This window comes from Paraburkholderia strydomiana (genome assembly GCF_046030495.1).
In the GTDB taxonomy this organism is placed as follows: domain Bacteria; phylum Pseudomonadota; class Gammaproteobacteria; order Burkholderiales; family Burkholderiaceae; genus Paraburkholderia; species Paraburkholderia strydomiana_A.
Window position 1 is genome coordinate 146,386 of record NZ_JAQQCJ010000005.1, and the last position, 21,709, is coordinate 168,094.

Consider the following 21,709-nt stretch of genomic DNA (forward strand, 5'->3'; position numbering starts at 1 on the left):
GCCGCGCCTACCGTTGCATGACCTTCACGTCCCCGCAGTGCTGCGCGGCGCAAACCCGCGCAGCGTGATCGCACCACGTGCGTCCCCGCGCGGCGGCGCTCGTTTGCCGATACCCGGTTCGTCAGCCGGCGTGAGCGGCTCGACGGGAAAGCCGCGCCGCTCCCACGCATCGAGCCCGCCACGCAGCGCGCGGATCCGCGTATAGCCATTGCTGCGCATGTGCTGCGTGACCTCGACGGCGGTCGCGCTATCCGGGCAGATGCAGTAAATCACCATGTCATGCGCGCGCAGCGCGCCGTCGATCTGCTCGGGGGAGTGGGGGTCGAGCGCCAGCGCGCCGGGGATGCGGCGCGGCTCGAACGCGGGGGTGTCCGGGCGCGCGTCGAGCACGCGCGACGGCGCGATGCGACGCCACCCTCCGGCGGCGTGGTGTGCCGATGCGGCGTCTGCGAGCCGGCGCCGTTCGCGGCGTCGCTGATACAGACGGTAGAGCAGAAAAATCAGCGCCGCGCCCACGAGGATGTCGGCGATCGTCCCGCCGCGTGATTCGACGAAGTCGTGCAGCATGTGCAGTTCCCGCTGCGCGGCGGCGCCGCCGAGCAGCCAGAAAGTCGCCCAGGCGAGCGCGCTGGCCAGATCCCAGACCGCGTAAATGCGAATGTCGACGGCGGTCGTGCCCATCAGCGGCGGCGTGATGAAGCCGAGCCCGGGGACGAACTTCGAGATCGACACGAGCGGGACGCCGAAGCGCTCGAACAGCGAGCGCGCGGTCTCGACTCTGAAATCGACCGCAGGCGACAGACGCCCAAGCAGGGCGAGCAGCTTGCGGCCATAGAGCCGGCCGGCGGTGAACCAGGCACCGTCGCCGAGCACTGCGCCCAGCACCGCCGCGCCGAGAATCGGCCAGAAGGACAGGGTACCGGCAGCGATTGCCGAACCCGCGAACAGCAGCACGGGAACCGCCGGAATCGGCACGCCGAGGCGCGTCAGCAGGACATTGAGGAATACGACTGCGCCGCCCCAGGTTGAAACCGCCGAAGACGGAAATGCTACCAATTGAGGCGCTCCTGTTAGTGCGGTTGGCCGGCGTGCTGCGAGGACTGCGTAGCGTAGATGCAAAGTACGTTCCCGAAGCGTCCCCTGATGAGGATACCCGATGGATCGCGCGGCGGGATGCCGTTGGCGGCGGCCCGGCAATTCCGCCCAGCCAGGCTCTGTGCAGGCCGGCGCGCGGGGAGAGCGAGCTTGCCGCCATCGTTCGAACGCGATGCTGCGGGCGCATGCCGGCCCGTTAGCCCAGGGCGGCGCTGCAATTTCGTTCAAGACCGTGGGCGCAAGGCCACCTAATCTGGACTCGTCTCGACCTTCTCAACCGACAGGACAACACTATGAACTCGCGCTACGCGGGATACCTGTTTTGCGCGCTGGCGATGCTCGGCGTCGGCAGCACGGTGGCGGTCAGCAAGGCGATCGCGGCTGGACTGCCGCCGTTCAGCGCAACCGCGCTGCGCTTCGCGATTGCATTTCCGCTGTTCGTGCTGATCATGCGCTGGCGCGGCGTGCGCTGGCCGCGCCTCGACCGGCGCGATACCTTGCTCGTGATCGCGCAGGCCGGCGCGGGCAGCGTCGGCTATACGGTGTTGCTCATCAGCGGGATGAGGCTCGCGTCGGCCGCCGATGCCGGTGTGATCGCCGGCACCTTGCCCGCCGTATCGGCGGGCGTCGCGATGCTCGCGCTCGGCGAGCGGCCCGCGCCCGCGCTGCTCGGCGCGATCGTGCTCGCGAGCGCGGGTGTGCTGGTGTGTACCGTGCCTGGCGGCGAGGTCGCCGCGCCGCACACGGGCGGCTCACTGACAGGCAACGCGCTGGTGTTCGCGGCGGTGGTCTGCGAGGCGCTGTTTATCCTGCTCAATCGCAAGCTGCGCACGCCGGTCGCGCCGCTGCCGCTGTCGGCGCTGATGTGCGGGATCGGCCTCGCGGTGGCGCTGGTGCCGGCCTGCTTCGAAACGCCGTGGCGTGTGCCCGTCGATGCGCCCGCGTTGCGCGGCGTGCTGTATTACGCGCTCGTGCCGACCGTGCTGGGCTTCTTGCTCTGGTATGCGGGCGCCGCGCGCATCAGCGGCGCGGAAGCCGGACTGACGACCGCGCTCGTGCCGGTGAGCGCTGTGGCGTTTGCCGCGCTCGTGCTGCGCGAGCCGGTGCGTGTGGCGCAACTCGTGGGCGTCGCGTGCGTGCTGGGCGCGGTGCTGCTCGCCACGTTCGGCCGCAGGCGCATGCCGCGCGGCACGGCGTGAGCGGCCGCGCGTTCGGCCGTTGCGGCTACGCCGCCGCGCTCAGGTATTGGCGATTGCCACCGCGCCCGGATTGCCGACGATCGACAGAAATTCGCGCCGCGTCGACGGGTCCGAGCGAAACGTGCCGAGCATGCGCGAGGTGACCATCGTGACGCCGGCCTTGTGCACGCCGCGCGTCGACATGCACTGATGCGCGGCTTCGAGGATCACGCCGACGCCGGCCGGTTGCAGTACTTCGTTCAACGTATCGGCGATCTGCACTGTCATCTTTTCCTGGATCTGCAGCCGTTTCGCGAACGCGTCGACGAGACGCGCCAGCTTCGAGATGCCGACCACCCGATGCTGCGGCAGATACGCGACGTGCGCGCGCCCGATGATCGGCACCATGTGGTGTTCGCAATAGCTTTCGAAGCGGATGTCCTTCAGCACGATCATTTCGTCGTAGCCGTCCACTTCGGAAAAAGTGCGGGCAAGGATCTCGCGCGGGTCGACCTGGTAGCCCGCGTAGAACTCCTCGTAGGAGCGCACCACGCGCGCCGGGGTGTCGAGCAGGCCTTCGCGTTGCGGATCGTCGCCGGCCCAGCGCAACAGCACGCGCACCGCGGCTTCGGCTTCGTCGCGGCTCGGGCGTTCCACTGCGGATTTGGTTTGGTTTGCCTTGCTGCTGGTCATGCGTTGTTCCTCCGGGATCGCGCGTCGACGCTCACGGGCGCGCGGGGTCAATGAGTGCGGCCATTGTTCCATGTTTTGCGTTCAATCGTGCCGATGTCCCCTTTAGCTGTCGGGGCGCGCCGGCGGCGGCCGCCGTTGGCGCGAAGCAGCCCGAAGCAGGGCTGCTGCGGGCGCGCTTTACTTCGGCCACTCGTCCATCGCGTCGTTGAAGAGCTCGGCGACCACGCCGCGCAGCCAGCTCAAGCGCGGATCGTTATGAAACTTGCGATGCCAGTGCTGGCGCAGATCGAAGCGCGGCAACGGCAGCGGCGGCTCGACCAGCGTGATCGACGCATGCTCGGTCACATACGCGAAGCCGATCGCGTGCGGCACAGTCGCGATCAGATCGCTGCGCGCGAGGATGAACGGCAGGCTCATGAAGTGCGGCGTTTCCAGCACCGCGCGGCGCTTGATGCGCTTCTTCTCCAGGTACTGTTCGAGGACTTCCTGGCTGCGGCCCTCGGCGCGCACGACCGCATGGCCCGACGCCACGTATTGGGCAAGCGTGAGCGGCGCTTTCGAAAGCGGATGACCCGAGCGCATCAGGCAGATGAACCGGTGGGTGAAGAGCCGCTGCTGAAAGAAATTATTGCCCGCCAGGTCCGGGAAATAGCCGACCGCGAGATCGACGTCGCCCGATTCGAGCCCGCGCTCCACCTGCGAAGGCGACAGCGTCACCGAGCGCAGATTCGCGGACGGCGCGCGTTCGGCGAAGAGTTGCAGAAGCCGCGGCAGGAAGACGATTTCGCCGACGTCGGACAGCGCGATCGAAAAGGTATGGGTGCTGGTGGCGGGGTCGAACTCCTGCACGTCGAGCATGCCCTTCTCGATGCGCAGCAGCGCGTCGCGCGCGGCAGGCAGGATCGCGAGCGCGCGCGGCGTGGGCTCCATGCCTTTGGACGTGCGCACGAACAGCGGGTCGTCGAAGTATTCGCGCAGGCGGCCCAGCGCGGTGCTCACGCGCGGCTGGCTGACGCCGAGCTGCTCGGCGGCGCGGCTCACGTTGCGGGCGTCTTCCATTGCGACCAGATAAGGGATCAGGTTCAGATCCAGATGTGTCTCGGACATGCTTTTATTTGGCTGGCGGTGCGGAGGGGGCTGGCGGGTGGCTATCTGCCGCTGGCATAAAGGGTAGTTGAAAAATCGACTTTGCGGATAGTGCGATTTTACTTTTACCTCCGCGCCGAGGGGCGAGCGGCGGCACGCGTCTCGCTCAGGGAACACGTTCGCCGAATACAGCGAACCCGCCCATATCGCGGACAAGAACCTATGATTAAGGGGATTTCCCTGCCTTGACAACCCGCCCGAAGGGCAACCATAATCGCCTGAGCGTTCGCTAAACGAATCCATGTTCATACAACGAACAAATCGGCAGTGAACCAACCGAAGGCGCCAGCCCGCATCCCTATCGGCGAGCCGCCGCCAGCATTGGCCCGGAGACCGTCCCGCAAGCCCTGCCATTCCACGGCGGCCAGCTCGGCGGCACGCAGCGCCCCAAAAGGAAATTCGACATGATCAACAAGATTTTCGAGTCACTTCAATCGGCCGTCGCCGATGTCCACGACGGCGCGACCGTCATGATCGGCGGCTTCGGCACGGCCGGCATGCCGTCGGAGCTGATCGACGCGCTCATCGAGCAGGGCGCGCGCGACCTCACCATCGTCAACAACAATGCGGGCAACGGCGACATCGGCCTCGCGGCGCTGCTCAAGGCGAAGCGCGTGCGCAAGATCATCTGCTCGTTCCCGCGCCAGACCGACTCGTACGTATTCGACGCGCTGTATCGCGCGGGAGAGATCGAACTCGAACTGGTGCCGCAAGGCAACCTCGCGGAACGCATCCGTGCGGCGGGCGCGGGTATCGGCGGTTTCTTCACGCCCACCGCTTACGGCACCAAGCTCGCCGAAGGCAAGGAAACCCGTCTGATCGACGGCCGGCATTACGTGCTGGAGTCGCCGCTGCATGCGGACTTCGCGCTGATCAAGGCGTATAAGGGCGATCGCTGGGGCAACCTGGTTTATCGCAAGACGGCGCGCAACTTCGGCCCCATCATGGCAAGCGCGGCCAAAACCGCGATCGTGCAGGTGTCGCAAGTGGTGCCGCTCGGCGCGCTCGACCCGGAAAACATCGTGACGCCGGGCATTTTCGTGCAACGCGTGATTGAAGTGCCGCAAGCGGCACACGCGCCGATGCCCAATCCTCACGACGCTGCCGCCTGAACCGGAGACCCGACATGAAAAAACTGACCCGCGATGAAATGGCCAAGCGCGTTGCGCAGGACATCCCCGAAGGCGCTTACGTGAACCTCGGCATCGGCGTGCCGACGCTGGTGGCCAACCACCTCGGCGCCGACAAGGAGATCTTCCTGCACAGCGAAAACGGCCTGCTCGGCATGGGCCCCGCGCCGGCCAAAGGCGAGGAAGACGACGAACTGATCAACGCCGGCAAGCAGCACGTCACGCTGCTCACGGGCGGTGCTTACTTCCATCACGCGGATTCGTTCGCGATGATGCGCGGCGGCCATCTGGACTTCTGCGTGCTCGGCGCGTTCCAGGTGTCGGCCAAGGGCGATCTGGCGAACTGGCACACCGGCGCGCCCGACGCGATTCCGGCGGTCGGCGGCGCGATGGATCTGGCGATCGGCGCGAAGCAGGTCTACGTGATGATGGAGCACCTGACCAAGCAGGGCGAAAGCAAGATCGCCGCCGAGTGTACGTATCCGGTGACGGGTGTGGCTTGCGTCGACCGCATCTACACCGACCTCGCGATGATCGACGTCACCGGGCAGGGCCTCGTGGTGCGCGAGATCTTCTCGGACATCGATTTCGATGCGCTGCACAAGCTGACCGGCGTGCCGCTGATCGACGGCACCCAAGCGGCTCGCGCGGCCTGACGCGAAACGCGTGGGCGTTGTACGCCGCAAGCTGTCGGCGCGCCACCACGGCGAGTGGGCGGTAACGCGCAGGCTCGACGCGGCGCGGCCCACGACGTCGTCTCAGGACGACGCCAGACGGGGATGAATCAAGAGCCTCATCCCCGCCGGCATGCCAACTTGAACGACATGCCGGCCGCGTTTGGCGCACAATACGCCGCAACGCTGTGCGCGCGACGTTGTGTACGGTTCATGCGGCGCTGAGCGGTATGTGTCGCGTTGAGCCTCGACTCGACGCTTGCGTCCAACGCAGCATGTCGCGGCATGTTCGGCACGCCGCGCCAACCTTCATTCCCGTTTCCCTCGACTCTCGACGTCATCATGCTCGACTCCAGCGCCCGTCTAACCGGCCTTCTTTGCGGCACACAGCCGATGAACGACATCTGGGCGCCGCGTGCGACGCTGCAGCGGATGCTCGACGTGGAAGCGGCGCTCGCGCGCGCATCGGCTGCGCATCAGGTGATTCCCCGATCCGCCGTGCCCGCGATCGAAGCGGCCTGCCAGGCCGACCAGCTCGATGCCGACGCGCTCGCGCGCGACGCCGCGCTCGGCGGCAACCTCGCGATTCCGCTCGTCAAACAACTCACCGCGCGCGTCAAGGCGGCCGACGCCGAAGCATCGAAATACGTGCATTGGGGCGCGACGAGCCAGGACATCATCGACACGGCGACGGTGCTGCAACTGCGCGACACCTTCGATCTGCTCGACAACGGCCTGCAAGCCACCTGCGACGCCGTGGCGACACTCGCGGCGGCGCATCGCGCGACGCCGATGATCGGCCGCACCTGGTTGCAGCAGGCGCTGCCCATCACGCTCGGCCTGAAATTCGCACAATGGCTCGATGCGCTGCTGCGCCATCGCGAGCGGCTCGACGCATTGCGCGCTCGCGTGCTGGTGCTGCAATTCGGCGGCGCGGCGGGCACGCTCGCGAGTCTGCGCGATGCCGCGCCGCAAGTCACCCAGTCGCTCGCGAAGGAGCTCGGCCTTGCCGTGCCCACGTTGCCGTGGCACACGCAGCGAGACCGTATCGCCGAAACGGCGGCGGCATTCGGCATGCTGATCGGCACGCTCGGCAAGATCGCGCGCGACATCTCGTTGCAGATGCAAACCGAAATCGATGAACTCGCCGAGCCTGCCGCAGCCGGCAAGGGCGGTTCCTCGACAATGCCGCACAAGCGCAATCCGGTCGGCTGCGCGGCCGTGCTGACCGCCGCCACGCGCGCGCCGGGGCTGGTCGCCACGGTGTTCGCCGGCATGGTCCAGGAGCACGAGCGCGCGCTCGGCGGCTGGCAGGCCGAGTGGGACGCGCTGCCGGACCTCGCGCGACTCGCGGGCGGCGCGCTCGCCAATATCGAACAGATCGCCGCCGGGTTGAACGTGAACGTGGCGCGCCTCGCCGCGAATCTCGACGTCACGCACGGCCTGATTTTCGGCGAAGCGGTGATGCTCGCGCTCGGCGACAGCATCGGCCGGCTCGACGCGCATCATCTGGTCGAACGCGCGTCGAAGGCCGCGATCCGCGACGGGCAGACGCTCTTCGAGGTGCTCGCCGCCGACGCCGCCGTCACCGAACATCTTCCGCTCGAGCGCCTGAAGCAGTTGCTCGATCCCGCTCAATACGTCGGCCAGGCGCACGCTTATGTGGACGCCGCGCTGGCACTTCATACCTCGCGCGCTGAGCGCGCCCATTCCAAGGAGTAACCGGCATGCCCTACGCCGCAGTCAACGGCACCGAGCTTCATTATCGAATCGACGGCAACCGTCACGGCAACGCGCCGTGGATCGTGTTGTCGAATTCGCTCGGCAGCGATCTGTCCATGTGGACGCCGCAAGTCGCGGCGCTGTCCAAACATTTCCGCGTGCTGCGTTACGACACACGCGGTCACGGCCATTCGGAGGCACCGAAGGGTCCGTACACGATCGATCAACTGACCGGCGACGTGCTCGGCCTGATGGATACACTGAAGATCGCCCGCGCGAATTTCTGCGGACTGTCGATGGGCGGCCTGACCGGCGTCGCACTCGCCGCGCGTCACGGCGACCGTTTCGAACGTGTCGTGCTCTGCAACACGGCCGCGCGCATCGGGTCGCCGGAAGTGTGGGTGCCGCGCGCCGCGAAGGCTCGCAGCGAAGGCATGCTCGCGCTGGCCGATGCGGTGTTGCCGCGCTGGTTCACGGCCGACTACTTCGACCGCGAACCGGTCGTGCTGGCGATGATCCGCGACGTGTTCGTGCATACGGACAAAGAAGGCTACGCATCGAATTGCGACGCGATCGACGCAACCGATCTGCGTCCTGAAACCGCCGGCATCAAGGTGCCCGCGCTGGTGATCAGCGGCACGCACGATCTGGCCGCGACGCCCGCGCAAGGCCGCGAGCTCGCGCAGTCGATTCCCGGCGCGCGTTATGTCGAACTCGACGCCTCCCATATCTCGAACATCGAGAAGGCCGACGCTTTCACGAAGACCGTGCTCGACTTCCTGACGGAGACGAAATGAACGACGAAGACCGCTACGAAGCCGGACTCGGCGTACGCCGCGCGGTGCTGGGCAGCGCGCACGTCGATCGCTCGCTGGCGAACCGCACCGAGCTGACGGACGAATTCCAGAATCTCATCACGCGTTATGCGTGGGGTGAAATCTGGACGCGCGACGGCTTGCCGCGCCACACGCGCAGCCTGCTGACCATCGCGATGATGGTCGCCCTCAATCGCAGCGAAGAACTCGCGCTGCACCTGCGCGCCGCGAAGAACAACGGTGTGACGCGTGAGCAGATCAAGGAAGTGCTGCTGCAAACCGCGATCTATTGCGGTGTGCCGGCGGCTAATTCCGCGTTTCACCTCGCGGATAAGCTGTTTCGTGAGGATGATGCGGCGGCTGAGGTGAAGTCGTAAGACTGCTCTCGTGTATGTTGCGATGAAAAAACGCGCGCCAGCGATCGGCGCGTTTGATGATTGACACTTCCCACCACCCTACATGCGGGTATCGCAGTAGGGTGTTTTATTTGGGGCGTCCCTCACGCAAAACACGTTGCAGGTCGGAATTGCTCCGGCAATCATTCGCTTGGCCCTCACAGCGAGGATGGACAAAGCAAACTGTCGTTTCATGAAAGCGTGAGTCATAGAGCCAGCAACGATTTGTGACGTTAGGCCACGTCCGCCGATACGCTTCTGTACCTAGCAGGCTTAATAGCAGACAGTGCTGCCAATCTCGGTATCGTATGTACGAACGCTTGAATCACAAGCGAGCGAAGATTTTTCTACTGGCGGAAATTTCCAAGTTTTGAGGGGATATTTCTGAGCAGTAAAAGACGCACCTTGGTTCAGACTATTAAAAAAATTAATAAGTCTACCGAAGGAAAGTATGAAGAACTTCGCACCAAAAAAGTGGCGATTCGGAAGACTGGATCGGTTCCTGGTGTTGTCGGCATTGCTTTTCTTTGCTAATGCAGCCCACGCGGATGGTGGCGACTCGACATGTCTATCGCTCTATCCGAAATCTGGAGCAGTACAAGGTACTTCGTCATGCAGGCTTACGGCTGCGTCCAACACCCCGGTCGGCCTCGGAAGTTATTCATGCACCGCAAACCTTGACCTGATTACTCAGTGGTGCAATTCGCCGCCTGATGGAACGCCTGAAGATACTTGTCCGGTAGCCGATCCCGTATATCCGGCTACTGGCGCGATGACGCTCACCGAAACCGATTTTGTGAGCGGTGACGACGTACCTTTGATGTTCCGGCGCACCTACCACGCACAGCCAATGACCCGCAACGACGCCGGCATCGGTTCGCTTTGGCTTCATAATTGGCAGTTGAAGCTCGGAGTGGCGAGTGCGGGCAGCAGCATGCCGCAGGTCTTTGCCTACCGTGCGGACGGCAGCCGCATCACGTTCAATAAAACATCGGGCGCGTGGCGCACGGCCGGCTTTAGCAGTCTAGCGCTTACGCAGGATGGATCGGGTTGGACGCTCGTTGACCTCTCTACCCAAACTACGGAGTCATACTCTCCGCAGGGTGTATTGCTTTCGGTCAATACACATAACGGACGCACGTTCACCCTGACCTATAGCGATGCAACAACGCCATCGACAGTTTCCCCAGTCGTCGGTTTGCTGGTTGCGATTTCAGAGCATGCGGTCGATTACAACCCGGCAGGCGACATAGCCATTCAATTGGCCTATGACCATAAGCGACGCGTTACGCAGATGACCGACCCGACCGGAGGAATCACAAAATACGCGTACGACATGCTGAATAACCTCGTATCCGTGACCTGGCCAGACGGCAATGTGCGCCGTTATGTCTATGACGACTCTCGTTTTGGCGGAGCACTCACTGGGGTCATTGACGAGACGGGAAAGAGAATCGCGACATGGATGTATGACGCAATGGGTCGTGCAACCACGGTCACGCATCCCGACACTACGCGTAACGTGCAGTTGTCCTACAGCAGTGGAATCACTACGGTGACTGATGGCACAGGCTCGAACACGTTGAATTATTCCTGGCTTGCGGACAGGCTTCGCCCGTTGAGCGGAAGCTCCCCCAAAGGAGCCAACAGTGTGACGTGGGATGCGTCGGGCAATTTGCTGACACAGACAAATCCTGTTGGCACTTCCAGCTACACCTACGACGAGATGGGCCGACCGGTGCGTCTTGTCGTAAGTGGTATCAACGGTACGACCGTCACATCCATGCGCTATGCGGACGCGACCACCTTGCGTCCGTACATGATTGCTTCGCCTGGAAAAATGCGTGCGTTCGCATATGACGGGCAAGGTAATGTCACCGGTATCAGCGACCTCACAACAGATGATCAGACCGGGGAGAACGGCTTTGACGCGCATACGACTGACGGCCAGAAAACCACATACGGCGCGTACTACGTAGGCAACAACCTTTCCTATCTTGAGATGTACCGGAACGACGCAATGACCGGAGCATGGGGGACAATTTTCGACAACAGCGGCAATATTCGATCGGTATCCAGTCGTTTTCCAGGCTGGGTGCAGCCGGTGATCATTGCGCGAGACGCTGCGCACCGAATTGCGGGCATAAGCGTCAATGAGTTTAGCGCGGACGCTGCTTATGACGTTCGAGGGCGAGTTACCGGTTTCAGAATTTTCGCCAACGCAGTACCTGAAAGCGGCAACGTCAAGCGTACGCTCAAGGTCCAATATGGATACTCGCCAGATGGGAAGGTGATTTCGCGTACTGGTACGTTGGAGACGAACAATGGGGCGGCCACAGCGATAAGTAGCGACACAATCGACCTATGGTTGAATAATTATGAAACGGCGTGACACCTGTTGTCCCCGGTGCCACTCTGGCTAAGTCAAGCAACGGCATCGAGTTATCGGCAGATGCACACCCGATATGCGTGGAGTGTTACATGAACGCCAAATCCTGGCCTGTGACTGCACGCAGAAATTGAAATCGGATTGTGGATGACGTGAGAACTTGGCGTCAGCGGGGAAAAGTGGCTGCAACGCGGTCGCAAGCTCGTTAAGGGTAGCAATTCGTTCTTCACTAACCATACACGCCTCCATTCCGATTGTTCGAGGAATCCACAGTATGCCTGATGTTTCAGCAGGCGCGGCGCTCGACTACCGCCCCTCTCCGACCATCCTCGCTGTCCATAATTCCTGCGCCTTCATCAAGGCGGTGGCCGGTCCTCCGGGCGGCGGTAAGAGCGTGGGCGCATTCATGGATGGGGGTCTCCTGCGTGCCATGCGCCAGCCTCCGGGTCGCGACGGCGTGCGGCGCTGGCGGCTCGGCATCGCGCGTGCCACCTACCCGAAGCTCAAGACCACGACGCTGAAAACCGTGCAGGACTGGATGCCCTCCGCGCTCGGGGACGTGAAGCTCACCGCGCCGATGGAAGGTCTGTTCAGGTTCCCGCTGCCGGACGGCACGCACGTGCGCCTGGAGCTGCTGTTCATTGCGCTGGAGGACGAGAAGGACATCGAGAACATGAGGTCTCTTGAGGTGTCGGCCTTCTGGCTGCATGAAGCCACCGAACTGTCCGAGGCGATCCTGCGTATCGCCGTGCAGCGCGTCGGGCGCTATCCGTCGATGAAGCATGGCGTGGCCTGCGCGGAACCCGGCGTCGTGATGGACTTCAACCTGCCCGACACCTCGCACTGGCTCTACAGGCGGTTCGTGGAGCGCGAGCCTTTCCCCGTGATCGAGCTGCCGGACGGGCGCACCTTCGAGCCGGAGCTGGCGCTGTTCCTGCAGCCTGCCGCCGTCGTGTGCGACAACGAGGAAAGCGTGGAAGCCGATGGCGCGCCGCCGCGCTTCCGTCTGAGTTCCGAAGCGGAGAACCTGCACAATCTGCCCGAAGGCTACTACGCGAACCAGCTCGCCACCTTCACGTGGCCGGAAATCCGCTCCTACCTGTTGATGCGCTGGACACCCACGGCCCTGGGCAAGCTCGTGCATCCGGAGTTCTCCGCACCGGCCCATGTGGGGAAGCTGCGTACCACGCCCGTGCGCGGCCGACGTGCTGGTCGGCATCGACACCTCGGGCCTGCATCCCGGTGCGGTGTTCGCTCAGGCCGCTGCCGGTACGCTCACCGTCATGGATGAAGGCTACGCGTCCGACATGGCGTTCGAACAGTTCATCCAGGACGTGCTGCTGCCGGTGATCGCGAAGCGTTACCACAGCTGTCCGCTGCTGGCGGTGTGCGATCCGTCGAACCCGCGTGATGCGCGTACGGGTCTGACGCCCGTGCAGCTCCTGCAGCGTTACCAGATCAATGCGCTACCCGCTGCGACGAACCGCTTCGCACTGCGCAAGGTGGCCGTCGCTCGGCTGCTGAACCGTCGTCACGGCTGCGTGATCGACCCGGCCTGCACGATGCTCATTGACGGGCTGGGCCGTAGCTACGTGCACCGTCGCCTGCGCGTGGTGTCCACGGCAGGCGCGCAGGAATATGCAAACGAGCCAGTCAAGGGACCCACGAGCCATGTCGTGGAGGCGTTCCAGTATCTTGCGCTGCATGTCGCGCATCTGGCCGCGGACGAGGACGTGAACGCGCCGTCACGGGTGCAGGTACACAGGCGACGGGTGGTGTAGACCGCAGGGGATTTGCAATTTTAGGAGTTGCCTGATAGCCGGGGTTATAGAGCGTGCCCTATAAGGTACTTGGAAAATTACTAAGTACAACTATTAGGGATAACTATGAAAAGAGACGGAACCACAGTCGTGGTAGCAGGTGGTGTGACCCGACTGCTGGCTGCATTAATGCTTCTCATGTTCGCGTTCGGAGCAAATGCGACTGACTGCTTCTCGCTATACGCGCAGTCCGGTGCAACGCCGGGTACGCCGAGCTGCAAGCTTACCGTGGCCAGCAACACGCCAGGTGGTCTCGGCAATTACGCCTGCATCAATGACCTTGCGCAGATTGATCAGTGGTGTAACACCCCGACAACCCCGTCTGACGACGCTACACCGGATGACTCCTGTCCGGTGGCGGATCCTGTGCTGCCAGCAAAGGGGATTGTCGCGCTTTCCGAAACCGATTTTCAGAGCGGTGACGCGTCGCCACTCGTCTTTACACGGGTCTATCTGTCGAAGCCCTACGACACGACCCAGAAGTTGATGGGGACCAACTGGATCAACAACTGGCAGCGACGGATTGATCTGACGGGCGTCAATGCGGGTGTGCCGCAAATTGTCGCTTATCGGGGATTCTGGCAACCGGTGACGTTCAGGTTGAGCGGCGGGGCGTGGGTTGTATCAGGAAATCCTGGTCTCACCCTCACGAAAGCGGGTGATGGATTCTACTACCTGAGAGATGAGCAACGTGGAACGACCGAGAGCTATTCGGACACCACGGGTATGTTCTATACCGAGAAAACACGCACGGGTATGCTTCGCCAGGTTACTTACGTCGGGCAGCGGATAACGCAGATTGCCCAGCGGCCGGTCGATAGCACAGCAAGCACAGCACAGAACAGGACGGTGCTCAGCCTGACTTACGACAGTAGCGGTCACATCCTTTCTGTGGTGCCCCCTAGCGGGAATGCCGTCCATTATGCGTATGACACGACAGGGAATCTTGCTTCGGTAACACTACCGATCGCGTATGTTCGTCAATATCTGTATGAGGACGCGCGCTTCCCCAGTGCATTGACAGGCGTAAAGGATGAGTCTGGATCCCGGATTGCAACGTGGAGTTACGATGCCAGCGGTCGCATAGCCTCAGTCACGCATCCCGACACCACCCGGAATACGTCGCTGAGCTACGGTTCCGGCGCGACGACAGTCAGTGACATGTCCGGCACCAGTACATTCAGCTTTGATGCCGCGGACACGTTGCGCCCCCGTTCGATTGCCACACCGGGGGGCACGGTATCGCGCACGTGGGATACAGCCGGCAATCTGCAGCAGAGGACCTCGCCCGCCGGAAACATCCAGTACACGTGGGACAGCGTCAACCGGCCAACCAAAGCGTTTGCCACGGTCTCCGGCACCAAAACGGTCACGACAGTTGAGTATGCCGATAGCAGCTCCCTGCGTCCTCATCTGGTCGCTACACCCGGAAAAATCCGCGCGTTCGTCTATGACTCAAGCGGTAACGTCACGGGTTATGCAGAGCGGCAAACGACTGACCTGACAGGCGAACAGGGGATGCAGGCGGTCGGAACAGGCAGCCAGCTCGCCGTTGGCGCGAGCTACGACGGAGCTGGCCGCCTTCTGTCAGCCACCGTCACCCAGGATGGCAAGACGCTTGAAGACTGGACCTACACGTATGACCTAAGGGGCGATATTGCATTGACGCGGGATGCCGTGTCGGGTTGGCAAATGCGGACGGTGGATCGTAGCAACGAAGGTCGTGCGCAAACTATTGCAGGCAATAGTGGTCAGGCGGGCATTGCTTACGATGAGCGCGGACGCGTATCGAAATTTACCTATAGTGAACCGGCAGGAGTTATTAACGGCGGTCTCGCCCGCACGTTGCAGGTCGATTACAAGTATGGTCCGGGCGGTGCGGTATCGACGCGCACTGGACAGGTGTCAACGAATGGCGCATGGTGGCAACCGATCAGTGATGCCGAACTGAACGTATGGCTTACCAACTGGGAATTGGGTAATGATCCGGTTTCGCCGCCCGCTAACCTGACCGGGCTACAGTCCGCCCCCACTGCTTCGCCTCCGGCACTCTGCGTCGAGTGCTACATGGCGTGGAAAGCCAACCTGACAGGCAAGCTATTTGGTAGCGAACTGACCGATATACTTCCGCAGTGGGGCGAGACAACGGAGCTGATGCTGAGTGATCAGTCGCAGGTTCCTTATCCGACCCTTGTACCGGACGTGACCGCCTCGGCCAAGAAGTCAATGCTTTACAGCAATGTCTTCGGGAGCGGGAATGGTGACGGTGGAATGGTGAAGTGTAGTTCGCGGGAGAAGCACGAATCACAATGTCATGACCAATACGAGGCAGATTTGGATTTTTGTAGACTCGTGGCGAAGCCCCGAGGAGATAGGAACTACGCGCTGTGTAAAAGCAACGCCTTCGACAGATATCAACAATGCAGGGGATATTAATGGTCAATCATCCGCCCTACACGGTGGTTCTGACGTACTCCGATGAACCACGGCAGTTATCAATACAAGCAGTCGATTCAGCGTTAATAGCCCCGCTGGTCGCGGGAAAAATGGCTGTGCCTTTTTTTCTTGATGACGAGGAATTCGGTTTTGATGACGAAATAGCGAGGCAGCTTGGAGTTGCAATGCTGAATCTGATTGCAGCAGGTCGACCGGAAGTCAAAAAGCATCTGAAGCTGACTCAACATCCAATTGAGAGACCGTCAGAAGAATGACTACCGGTTGTTGCGCTCACGGAGAGGGGTTCGGTGAGCGCCAAACTACACCGTAATCGCTCCGGATGGATGTGGACTTGATATGCACGTTCGTTCTACGCCTGCCCTGCGCGGGCGTTTTCATTTGCGAAACCCATTCCAGGCTATCGCGCAGCTTCTCCAACGGTGAGGTTGACAGGATATTGCATGCTTAATCTGACAAGCGGCCTGGCCTTGTGTAGGCAGAAAGCCTTTCAAAACTATCAATCTTGCAGAGGTTACTGATGGCTCATCGGCCGTACTGTATTGTTCTAAGCTACCTGGAAGACAGTCAGGAGTTTGCTTTGCAAGCTATTGATCGCCGCAAGTTGGAGCCAATATTGGCAGGGAAATTCGCGGTGCCGCTTCCGCTGGAGATGCAAGATTTCAAGATTGACGACTTGTGCGCCCAAGGGATTGGAGCAACGATGTTAAACATGCTCGCGCTAGGTCAGCCGGAAATCAAGCAATATATGACTCTTACGCGATACCCGCATCAGGGCGCTGCTGACGAGTCAAAACCGTAATCGCCCCGGATGGAAGTGGGCTTGATATGCACGTTCGTGCGACGCCCGCCCTGCGCGGGCGTTTTCATTTGCGAAACCGATGTCAGTCCATCCGCGTGACAAGTGGCTTGTCGAAAGTAACGAGCGCAATGAAGTTGATGCGGACTGAATCCCGTTTCCGGACCGGTACGATAGGCCGTGATGAGGACCGTCGATAAGATATCTGTCGGTCACCGCCCGTCGCACTCACCCCTGTGGGTTCGGCACGCTCCTCCCGGGCAGGCGGCCCTGATGCTCGCGCACTTTACAGTCCACGCACGGGGCAGTTGACGGGTGGCGGCCCAGTGGGCATTGATAATTGGGCTTTGGTAAATACCCCGCCAGCCTATTCGGCTTTAGATGGGCGGTTTCAAGTGTGAAGCGCAACACCGGGGGAATGGTGAAGTGCAACGACAACGGATGTGCGGCCGAAAAGGCGGCCTGCACAGAAACGTGCGCTCGAGCCGCTACCGATTTCAACCAGCCGCACGTGTGGACCGGAAAATTTTCGACCTGTATGCGAAGTTGCATGCCAGCTCGGTGTGGCGGTTTTTGATTGCAAAGGAATATCGCGAGATGTTCCGGGCTCGTACTACACCGTTAGCCAAATGATCCAAAATACTTTACTCAGCATCTGGAGGGATTAAACGAATGGTCAAGTCAGTTCACGAGTATCCGGCCAATTACGACCCCGCGGCCGACAACCCGCCGCTCACCGCTGCTCAACAACAAGCGGTTGACCGGCTGACAGAGGCCGATTTGCAAGCCATCGACGCAGCGATTCTCGCAAACGTCGTCGATAACTGGCGCAAAGTGGCCCGGATCGTAGGGACGACCATGAACGCGTATGCCGACAAGAAGCTATATCCCGACCTTGTTGACGTGTTCTACGCCCAACGTATCAAGCTGATGGTTGAGAAGGGGCTGCTTTTGGCGGTGGGCGACTTGAACCGGATGGGATACAGCGAAGTCTGCTTGCCGCCCGTTGGCAATCAGTGCCATCCTCCGTCGGCCGAAATTCCGTAACGACGAAGGTTTCGATGGCGAAGCGGACGACCCGCCTCTTACCGCCGCACAACAGGCGGCAGCAGGTCATCTAAGCGAAGTGATCTGCGAACGATCGATGCCGTACTTCTTCGGAATTCGACTGGCCATTCGCGGGAGCTTGCGATGATCGTTCCCCTCGGCACGGGTTCCGATACGAGCCTTTGTCTGGATATTATTGACGCGTTTTACGCACCGTGTATCAAGTTGATGGGCGTGGGGAACGATCTTCGACAACAGTGGCAATATTCGATCGGTATCCAGTCGTTTCCCAGGCTGGGTGCAGCCAGTGATCGCGCGCGACGCTGCGCACCGGATTGCGGGCGTAACACTGAATGAGTTCAGCGCGGACGCTGCTTATGACGCTCGAGGACGCGTTACCACTTTCAGGATTTTCGCCAACGCAGTACCTGAAAGCGGTAACGTCAAACGTACGCTCCAGGTCGAATACGGCTACTCGCCGGATGGGAAGGTGATTTCGCGTACTGGTACTTTGAAGACGGACAACGGCACGGCCACCGCGATAAGTAGCGACGCCGTCGACCTATGGTTGAATAATTACGAAAACGGTGTCACACCTATCGTCCCAGCCGCTGGCGTGGCGGGATCGCAAACGACCGGCTCCCAGACGGACGTTGAACCGGTGTGCATGGACTGTTACGTGTTCGCCAAGGCGTGGCCTGTACTTGGCCCGGACCCTCGCGCACTCTACAATCCGCAAACCGGCGTCTTGACGGCCGGCGGACCGATGGATATTTCAGTTCAATCGCTGCTCAGCCTGCCCGTGGTCTATTCGTCCTCGCTATTGAATTCGCCTTTGGGTTCGAATTCGTCTACAGATGGCGGAATCGTCAAATGCCATGACGACGGATGTGCCGCGGAGCGCGCAGCCTGTAAGGTCACGTGCTCCGACGCCGCCGGAGATTTCAGAAAACCAAACATATGGTATCGAAATTTTAATAAGTGTTTTGCTGGCTGTTTGCCTGCCCGATGTGGAGGCAATCCGTATCAAGGTTTCGCAGGATCCTAGAGCATGGTGCTATTCCGATGCATCAGAAGTCTGTTAGCGTGAAACTGAGCGAAGGCCATCCGATGTCTAACGGTTACATTGAAAAAACTGCAAGAGGTAATTAAGTGAACAAATCGACCGACGAACACGACGACAATTTCGATGATGACGATGCAGACGACCCGCCTCTGACCGCCGCACAACAGGCGGCAGCAGATCGTCTAAGCGAGGCCGATCTGCGAACGATCGATGCCGCACTTTTGCGGAATTTGACCGGCAATTACCGGAAGGTTGCGCTGATCGTTTCCCTCGGTATGGGTTCCGATACAAGTTTTTATCCGGACATTATCGATGTCTTTTACGCGCAGCGTATCAAGTTGATGGTCGCGAGAGGATTGATCGAGTCGGTTGGGAACTTGAACCGGATGCGTTATAGCGAAGTCCGTTTGCCCCAAGCCGCCAGCGGAGAGTGTATTCCCACTTCGAGTGAGGGGCTGCAACGGGGTCCAATAAAGGACGAATAAGATATCGATACCGTTTCGCGTTGTCCCGACTATGCCTGCCCACGCCCGCCGCCCCGCGGGCGTTTTCACACGGGGCTGCGTCCGAGTTCGCGGCTATCCACCGCATTCACCGACAACTCCACCCGCACCGCCCGCAACACCGTATCCCTGATAACCTCGCGCCAATGTTCGAGCGCCGCCTTCTCCATCAACGGCTCGCCGAGAAACGCGCCCAGGGTGTACTGATTGGCGTTATAAAAATAGCCGAGCGACGCGATCATCAGGTACACGTCGCGCGCCTTGATATCGGCACGAAATACGTTTTGCGCATGCCCCGCGTCCAATAACTTTTGCACGACGGAAATCGCGTAGCCCGAAATCTCCTTGAGCTTCAGCGATTTCTTCGCATGCTTGCCCCGGTGCAGGTTTTCGCTCGACAGCAGCGTGACGAACTCGGGATGATCGAGGTAGTACTGCCAGACGAATTCGACCATCTGTTCGAGACCATGCACCGGATCGTCCAGATCGAGATCGAGTTTGCTTTCCGCTTCGTTGAATTGCGTGTAAATCGTTTCCAGCACTTCGACGAACAGTTGCTCCTTGCTACCGAAGTAGTAATAGATCATGCGGTCGTGCGAGCGCGCGGCCTTCGAAATACTCTCGACCCGGCCGCTGGCATAGCCTTGTTTCGCGAACACCTTGATGGCCGCTTTCAGAAGCTTGGCGCGCGTGTCTTGCGCCTGTTTCGCTCGGATGCCGGTGGCGCCCGGCTTGCGGGCGGCGGTGGGACTCATGGTGGTCTCGAATCTCGTTGTTGGCGTCTGTCGAACGGCGTGCGCGCGGGCCGTTCGGGCAAGTCTGCCCGGGCGCGGCGCATCTCCATCATAAGCCCGCTTTGGCCGCCGCCGCACGTGCTGCGCGTTTCTCGTGCATCGGCGTAGATTGAAGCGTGATTCGCGTGACGATGCCGCGTTGCAGCATTCGCGACCCGACCGGAAACTCGTTGCACACTCAATTTTGATCGAGTAGATTTCAATCAAGTTTGGTGTAGAAGATACTACATGAACGGTGAGTGACCGCAACATGAAAATTGGCGAGTCACACGAAAGTCCCCAGAAACAAGGGGGATTCGTCGGCCGGGCAGGACCGCTTGTAATGTCGTCGTATGGGAACCCCACCATGACAGAACATACGAAGGTCGATTTCGGTGCGGACGGTGTCGATGGCGAAACCGCGTCGACGCCTGGTCCGACCGTGCTCGAGAAGGCGGCGCCGCGCAGCGAGCGGATGGCGTCGAACAAGATCGAATGCAATGCATGCCCGGTGCTGTGCCAGATCTCCGAAGGACGCACCGGCGCGTGTGATCGTTATGCGAATGCGGACGGGCGACTGATTCGCGTCGATCCCGTCGTGTTTCTCGCTCGCTCGCTATCAACTGACGAAGCGGATCAGAAGCAGGAAAGCGAGGTCGAGTTCGGCGCCTCGTCCGCCGCGCATGATCCCGGCGCCGAACAGGCCCTGTTCGTGACGGGCGTCGGCGCTTCGTCCACCTATCCCGACTATAAGCCCGCGCCTTTCATCGTCGCCTCGAAACTCGACGACGTCGATATGATCACCGTCGTCACCGAAGGCATTTTCAGCTACTGCAGCTTCAAGGTGAAGATCGACACCGACCGCTTTCTCGGACCGGAGCAATCGAACGTGCGTTGCCACGGTGAGATTGTCGGCCACGTGAGCACGGCGGAGTACGGCTCGCAGATGCTGAGCCTGGGCGGCGTGCACCATCTGACCGGCGGCAGCAAGAAGGAAGGCCGCGTGACGTGCGACTTGATGCTCGCGCTCGGCAACAAGGAAGCGGTGGAGCTGAGCATCGACGGCGGCGCGAGTCTCGTGATTCGCGCGGGCGCGGCGCCGGTGGTCGACGGCGTGGAGGAGCAGCGCATGCGCGTGGGTTGCGGTTCCGCGACCATCGGCATCTTCGCCAAGCAATGGTTTGGTCATGCCGATGAAGTGGTGGTCGTCGACGATCACATTACGGGCGTGCTCACCGAACACCAGGCAGGCCGATGCCTCGGCATGACGCGTTCGGGTCTGAAGATTCGCGGACGCAAATCGACGCCCGGCCGCTATTTTCAGGTGGCGAATCCCGGCACGGGCTGGGGTGGCACCGACATTCAGGACCCGCTGGCGATCGTCGAAGGTTTCGATCCCGCCGTTGCGAAACCGGGCCTGCGTTTGCTGATGGTGTCGACCACCGGCGAACACGCGCAATGGTACGAACTCGACCAGGATCTCGTGCCGCGCATCGCACCGATGCCGGACGCGGTGCGCCGCACGGTCGAGCGGATTGGCGAGAACTGCGAGCCGTCGCTCGCCACCGTGCTGTTTCTCGGCGGCGCGGGCGGCAGTCTGCGCGCGGGTGCGACCGAGAATCCGGTGCTGCTCACACGCGCGATCAAACAGAAGCTGGTGAACGTGACGTGTGGTGGCGCGCCGGCCTATGTATGGCCAGGCGGGGGCATCACCGTGATGGTGGATGTCTCGCGCATGCCCGACCACTCGTTCGGCACGGTGCCGACGCCCGCGATCGTCGCGCCGATCGAATTCACGATGACGTATGACGCGTATCGCGACCTCGGCGGCCATCTCGATGCGGTGCGCTCACTGGAGAGCGTCCTCGCGAACGGGCCGCAACACACGGATGGGGCGCCGCTCTCGCGCCGCACGCTGGCGCGCCATCCCGACAATCCGTGGCCGCCGGCGATGCCGCCGATGCTCGGCTAACGGCACGAATCACACGAACTCCGCTCACACGAGACCGC

Annotated in this window: 20 protein-coding genes; 16 read left to right on the top strand and 4 right to left on the bottom strand. The window is 61.4% G+C overall.

Features of this window, described 5'->3' with window-relative positions:
- Positions 1–24: 24 nt before the first annotated feature.
- Positions 25–1,056 (bottom strand): VTT domain-containing protein, encoded by a 1,032-nt coding sequence (locus PQQ53_RS09170; protein ID WP_408139313.1) that lies wholly within the window; start codon positions 1,054–1,056, stop codon positions 25–27.
- Between the two features lie 332 nt (positions 1,057–1,388).
- Between PQQ53_RS09170 and PQQ53_RS09175 the strand changes: the two genes are divergently transcribed.
- Positions 1,389–2,294 carry a DMT family transporter gene (locus PQQ53_RS09175; RefSeq protein ID WP_408151900.1) on the top strand — a complete coding sequence of 302 codons (906 nt, stop codon included), beginning with the start codon at positions 1,389–1,391 and terminating at the stop codon, positions 2,292–2,294.
- Between the two features lie 39 nt (positions 2,295–2,333).
- Here the strand turns inward: PQQ53_RS09175 and folE are convergent, their stop codons facing one another.
- Both folE and PQQ53_RS09185 read right to left on the bottom strand, forming a co-directional pair.
- Positions 2,334–2,966 carry a GTP cyclohydrolase I FolE gene (gene folE, locus PQQ53_RS09180; RefSeq protein ID WP_408139309.1) on the bottom strand — a complete coding sequence of 211 codons (633 nt, stop codon included), beginning with the start codon at positions 2,964–2,966 and terminating at the stop codon, positions 2,334–2,336.
- 177 nt (positions 2,967–3,143) lie between these two features.
- Entirely contained in the window at positions 3,144–4,073 is a 930-nt protein-coding gene (locus PQQ53_RS09185) for a LysR family transcriptional regulator (protein ID WP_408323764.1), read from the bottom strand.
- Positions 4,074–4,516: 443 nt separating this feature from the next.
- Here PQQ53_RS09185 and PQQ53_RS09190 point away from each other — a divergent pair, with 443 nt between their 5' ends.
- The 14 genes from PQQ53_RS09190 (at position 4,517) to PQQ53_RS09255 (ending at position 18,908) form a co-directional block, all read left to right on the top strand.
- Complete coding sequence (locus PQQ53_RS09190) at positions 4,517–5,224, top strand: 3-oxoacid CoA-transferase subunit A (RefSeq protein ID WP_408139307.1); 708 nt, start codon at positions 4,517–4,519, stop codon at positions 5,222–5,224.
- A 14-nt stretch (positions 5,225–5,238) separates the two neighbouring features.
- Positions 5,239–5,898 carry a 3-oxoacid CoA-transferase subunit B gene (locus PQQ53_RS09195; protein WP_408323766.1) on the top strand — a complete coding sequence of 220 codons (660 nt, stop codon included), beginning with the start codon at positions 5,239–5,241 and terminating at the stop codon, positions 5,896–5,898.
- 360 nt (positions 5,899–6,258) lie between these two features.
- A complete protein-coding gene (locus PQQ53_RS09200; protein ID WP_408323768.1) occupies positions 6,259–7,638 on the top strand; it encodes a 3-carboxy-cis,cis-muconate cycloisomerase in 1,380 nt (459 codons plus the stop codon).
- A 5-nt stretch (positions 7,639–7,643) separates the two neighbouring features.
- The gene (gene pcaD, locus PQQ53_RS09205) at positions 7,644–8,435 is read left to right on the top strand and encodes a 3-oxoadipate enol-lactonase (protein WP_408323770.1); all 792 of its coding nucleotides are present in this window, start codon (positions 7,644–7,646) and stop codon (positions 8,433–8,435) included.
- Positions 8,432–8,830, top strand: coding sequence for a 4-carboxymuconolactone decarboxylase (gene pcaC, locus PQQ53_RS09210; protein ID WP_408323772.1), 399 nt, complete (start codon positions 8,432–8,434; stop codon positions 8,828–8,830). Before pcaD ends, pcaC begins: the two co-directional genes overlap by 4 nt.
- A gap of 469 nt (positions 8,831–9,299) precedes the next feature.
- Positions 9,300–11,240, top strand: coding sequence for a DUF6531 domain-containing protein (locus tag PQQ53_RS09215; RefSeq protein ID WP_408323774.1), 1,941 nt, complete (start codon positions 9,300–9,302; stop codon positions 11,238–11,240).
- 271 nt (positions 11,241–11,511) lie between these two features.
- Entirely contained in the window at positions 11,512–12,528 is a 1,017-nt protein-coding gene (locus tag PQQ53_RS09220) for a hypothetical protein (protein WP_408323776.1), read from the top strand.
- Positions 12,443–13,018 (top strand): hypothetical protein, encoded by a 576-nt coding sequence (locus PQQ53_RS09225; protein WP_408323778.1) that lies wholly within the window; start codon positions 12,443–12,445, stop codon positions 13,016–13,018. The genes PQQ53_RS09220 and PQQ53_RS09225 overlap by 86 nt, the downstream gene beginning before the upstream one ends.
- Before the next feature lie 144 nt (positions 13,019–13,162).
- Entirely contained in the window at positions 13,163–15,493 is a 2,331-nt protein-coding gene (locus PQQ53_RS09230; protein WP_408323780.1) for a DUF6531 domain-containing protein, read from the top strand.
- On the top strand, positions 15,493–15,768 hold the full coding sequence (locus PQQ53_RS09235; RefSeq protein ID WP_408323782.1) for a hypothetical protein: 276 nt from the start codon (positions 15,493–15,495) through the stop codon (positions 15,766–15,768). Before PQQ53_RS09230 ends, PQQ53_RS09235 begins: the two co-directional genes overlap by 1 nt.
- Positions 15,769–16,091: 323 nt before the next feature.
- Positions 16,092–16,313: a hypothetical protein gene (locus tag PQQ53_RS09240; RefSeq protein ID WP_408323784.1), complete on the top strand. Its 222-nt coding sequence runs from the start codon at positions 16,092–16,094 to the stop codon at positions 16,311–16,313.
- A 669-nt stretch (positions 16,314–16,982) separates the two neighbouring features.
- Complete coding sequence (locus PQQ53_RS09245) at positions 16,983–17,357, top strand: DUF3658 domain-containing protein (RefSeq protein WP_408323786.1); 375 nt, start codon at positions 16,983–16,985, stop codon at positions 17,355–17,357.
- 307 nt (positions 17,358–17,664) lie between these two features.
- Positions 17,665–18,405, top strand: coding sequence for a hypothetical protein (locus PQQ53_RS09250; protein ID WP_408323788.1), 741 nt, complete (start codon positions 17,665–17,667; stop codon positions 18,403–18,405).
- A gap of 104 nt (positions 18,406–18,509) precedes the next feature.
- On the top strand, positions 18,510–18,908 hold the full coding sequence (locus PQQ53_RS09255; RefSeq protein WP_408151904.1) for a DUF3658 domain-containing protein: 399 nt from the start codon (positions 18,510–18,512) through the stop codon (positions 18,906–18,908).
- Between the two features lie 65 nt (positions 18,909–18,973).
- On the opposite strand, the gene PQQ53_RS09260 is transcribed toward PQQ53_RS09255, so the two are convergent.
- On the bottom strand, positions 18,974–19,681 hold the full coding sequence (locus PQQ53_RS09260) for a TetR family transcriptional regulator (RefSeq protein WP_408323790.1): 708 nt from the start codon (positions 19,679–19,681) through the stop codon (positions 18,974–18,976).
- Positions 19,682–20,066: 385 nt separating this feature from the next.
- Between PQQ53_RS09260 and PQQ53_RS09265 the strand changes: the two genes are divergently transcribed.
- Positions 20,067–21,671, top strand: a complete 1,605-nt coding sequence (locus PQQ53_RS09265; RefSeq protein ID WP_408323792.1) for a 6-hydroxynicotinate reductase — start codon at positions 20,067–20,069, stop codon at positions 21,669–21,671.
- The last annotated feature ends 38 nt before the right edge of the window (positions 21,672–21,709 follow it).